The following is a 2,203-nucleotide window of genomic DNA, read 5'->3' as shown; positions in this document are numbered from 1 at the left end:
CCGGTTGAAAGGATGGCCGATCTTCAGGACCTCCGATGAACTTTATGACGATGAAAAGGAGCAATCATATGAGAACAACAGTCCGTCGTTTGCTGCTTGTCGCTTTGATTCCGGCGATATTGAGCCCTGCCGCTTATGCGGACGTGAAGGAAACGGCGCATGAGGCGAAAGAGAACGTGAAAGCCGCCGGCAAGAAATTCGGCGAGGATGCGCGCGAGGCTGCACATGGCGCGGCCAGTACCGCCAAGGCAGCCGGCCACGCCATCGCAAGCGGTGCGCGCAGTGGGTACTACGCGACCAAACATGCTGTCCGAAAGGCGGTCGGCAAGGATAAGGCGACGTCGGACGAAGAGTCGAGCAAGTAGCCGAAGCCTGGGGGGTGGGCGGCGTTCGATGAGCTTCGGCGACGAATCGCAGCGTTGCGACTGCTCTTACTCGATGTCATCTTGCGGCGGCGTCGACTCGCCCCGCCCCACCGCCAACGACGCAAGGTCGGTCGCCGGATCGAGCGGCCGCCCTGCTGCGACACGTTCGCTGTATCGGTCGACGAGGTAATCGGACCGCCCGCGCAGCAGCAACGTGAACTTCACGAGTTCCTCCATCACGTCGACGACGCGGTCGTAGTATGGCGACGGCTTCATACGCCCTTCGTCGTCGAACTCCTCGAACGCTTTGGCGACCGAACTTTGATTCGGGATGGTGAACATGCGCATCCATCGGCCGAGCTGGCGCAATTGATTGACCGTGTTGAACGATTGGGAGCCGCCGCTTACTTGCATGACGGCGAGCGTTCGGCCCTGCGTGGGGCGGATACCGCCCATGAACAGAGGTAGCTGGTCGATCTGCGTCTTCATGACGCCGGAAATCGTGCCGTGACGTTCAGGACTGCACCAGACCTGGCCCTCGGACCAGATCGAAAGGTCGCGTAATTCCTTGACCTTCGGGTGGTCGTTGCCTTCGACGGCATCGGGGTAAGGCAGCCCGCGCGGATCGAATATGCGCGTCTCGGCACCGAAATGCTGCAGCAGGCGAGCGGCTTCCTCTACGAGCAAGCGGGAATAGGAACGCTGGCGCAACGAGCCGTAGAGCAGCAGGATACGCGCCGGTGGGGCGTCCGGCATGCCCAGGCGTGCCGCGATCGCGGTGTCGAGGAATTCGGGGTTGGCGGCTGGGAGGAGAGGGTCCATTACGTCGATATTAAGGCAATTGTCTGCGATGCGATGAGCTCACCGCGACGGCTCGCATTTGCACGGGCGGAGGCGTTTGAAGGAGATCTGCTCGGCCGCCAGGCGCTTCGCGCGTGGCCGGCTGTCACCGATGATAACGGCTTCCGTTCCGCAGCCCGCGAGTTCGGTCATCAGTCTGGCATGGGCTTGATCTCGACCAGCCGCTGGACGCCGTGCCGAACGAGATACGTCGCGAGTTCGAGATCGGTGGGAATGGGTTCGTCTGTATCGCGACACACCCAAGGCTCAGCAAACGATCGACCCAGTCGCGAGGCAATTTCGCGGTTTCGCTGCGTTTCGTCGGGTGATACCGCATTTGACGTATTTATCGCGGACCTGCTGTTCCCGTACCTTCCCAAATACGCGAAACGCGTCTCAGATCAGCCCCACCGATCCGAGCTATTCCGGTGTCGGCCCCGCAGCCGAAATGCATGACATACATCGCCAGCAAGTCCCCACATTGCTTTGAGAGGAGCAACGAACATGACTTACATCACCATCGCAGCTTTCAACATCGAGAAAAACGGGCAGTCGTCGGATCCCTTCAAGCAGCAAAAGGTTTCCGAGTTCGTCGACTTTTGCTGCAAGCGAGGGACGGACTTGATCTTTCTCTGCGAGGTGCACTCGGCGCGAATCCAAGACTACGTCGCTTTTCTAAAGAGTGTGTATTCCGAGCACTACCTTTGCGAATCGCTCGACGGTGGGCATAGCAATGCCTATGTCGTCATGCACAAAAAGTCCGTCGGTTTTAGTTTGTCCTACGACCAGCTGAACCACCTGAATCGCAACTTCCTGTTGTGTACGATCGAGAACAAGCTCGGGGTCGGATTTGCTCATTTCAAATCCGGTCAGACGGGCCTGACAAAAAACCAAATCGAGAACGCAGCCGAATTCATGCACGGTGCGCTCGGCGACACCTGGGCGATCGCGGGCGATATGAACTGGGATATGGCCAACTTCAACAAGCTCAACCTACC

Annotated in this window: 3 protein-coding genes; 2 read left to right on the top strand and 1 reads right to left on the bottom strand. The window is 59.0% G+C overall.

Annotated features, from left to right (window positions below; translation table 11 throughout):
* The first annotated feature begins 68 nt into the window (after positions 1-68).
* A complete protein-coding gene (locus VGL01_RS20745) occupies positions 69-365 on the top strand; it encodes a hypothetical protein (protein ID WP_331572682.1) in 297 nt (98 codons plus the stop codon).
* A 66-nt stretch (positions 366-431) separates the two neighbouring features.
* Here VGL01_RS20745 and arsH read toward each other — a convergent pair whose 3' ends face one another.
* Positions 432-1,187 carry an arsenical resistance protein ArsH gene (gene arsH / locus VGL01_RS20740; RefSeq protein ID WP_331572680.1) on the bottom strand — a complete coding sequence of 252 codons (756 nt, stop codon included), beginning with the start codon at positions 1,185-1,187 and terminating at the stop codon, positions 432-434.
* 522 nt (positions 1,188-1,709) lie between these two features.
* Between arsH and VGL01_RS20735 the strand changes: the two genes are divergently transcribed.
* Positions 1,710-2,203: hypothetical protein (locus tag VGL01_RS20735; protein ID WP_331572678.1), on the top strand; the 494-nt coding region annotated here is incomplete at its 3' end.

It is taken from the genome of Trinickia sp., from assembly GCF_036503415.1.
In the GTDB taxonomy this organism is placed as follows: domain Bacteria; phylum Pseudomonadota; class Gammaproteobacteria; order Burkholderiales; family Burkholderiaceae; genus Trinickia.
The sequence above is the reverse complement of the archived record's forward strand: the minus strand, read 5'-3'. Positions and strand labels throughout refer to the sequence as shown.

Bases quoted from the DNA above. Each gene is read 5' to 3' on its own strand.
- VGL01_RS20745 (WP_331572682.1), top strand. From the start codon at position 69: ATGAGAACAACAGTCCGTCGTTTGCTGCTTGTCGCTTTGATTCCGGCG.
- arsH (WP_331572680.1), bottom strand. From the start codon at position 1,187: ATGGACCCTCTCCTCCCAGCCGCCAACCCCGAATTCCTCGACACCGCG.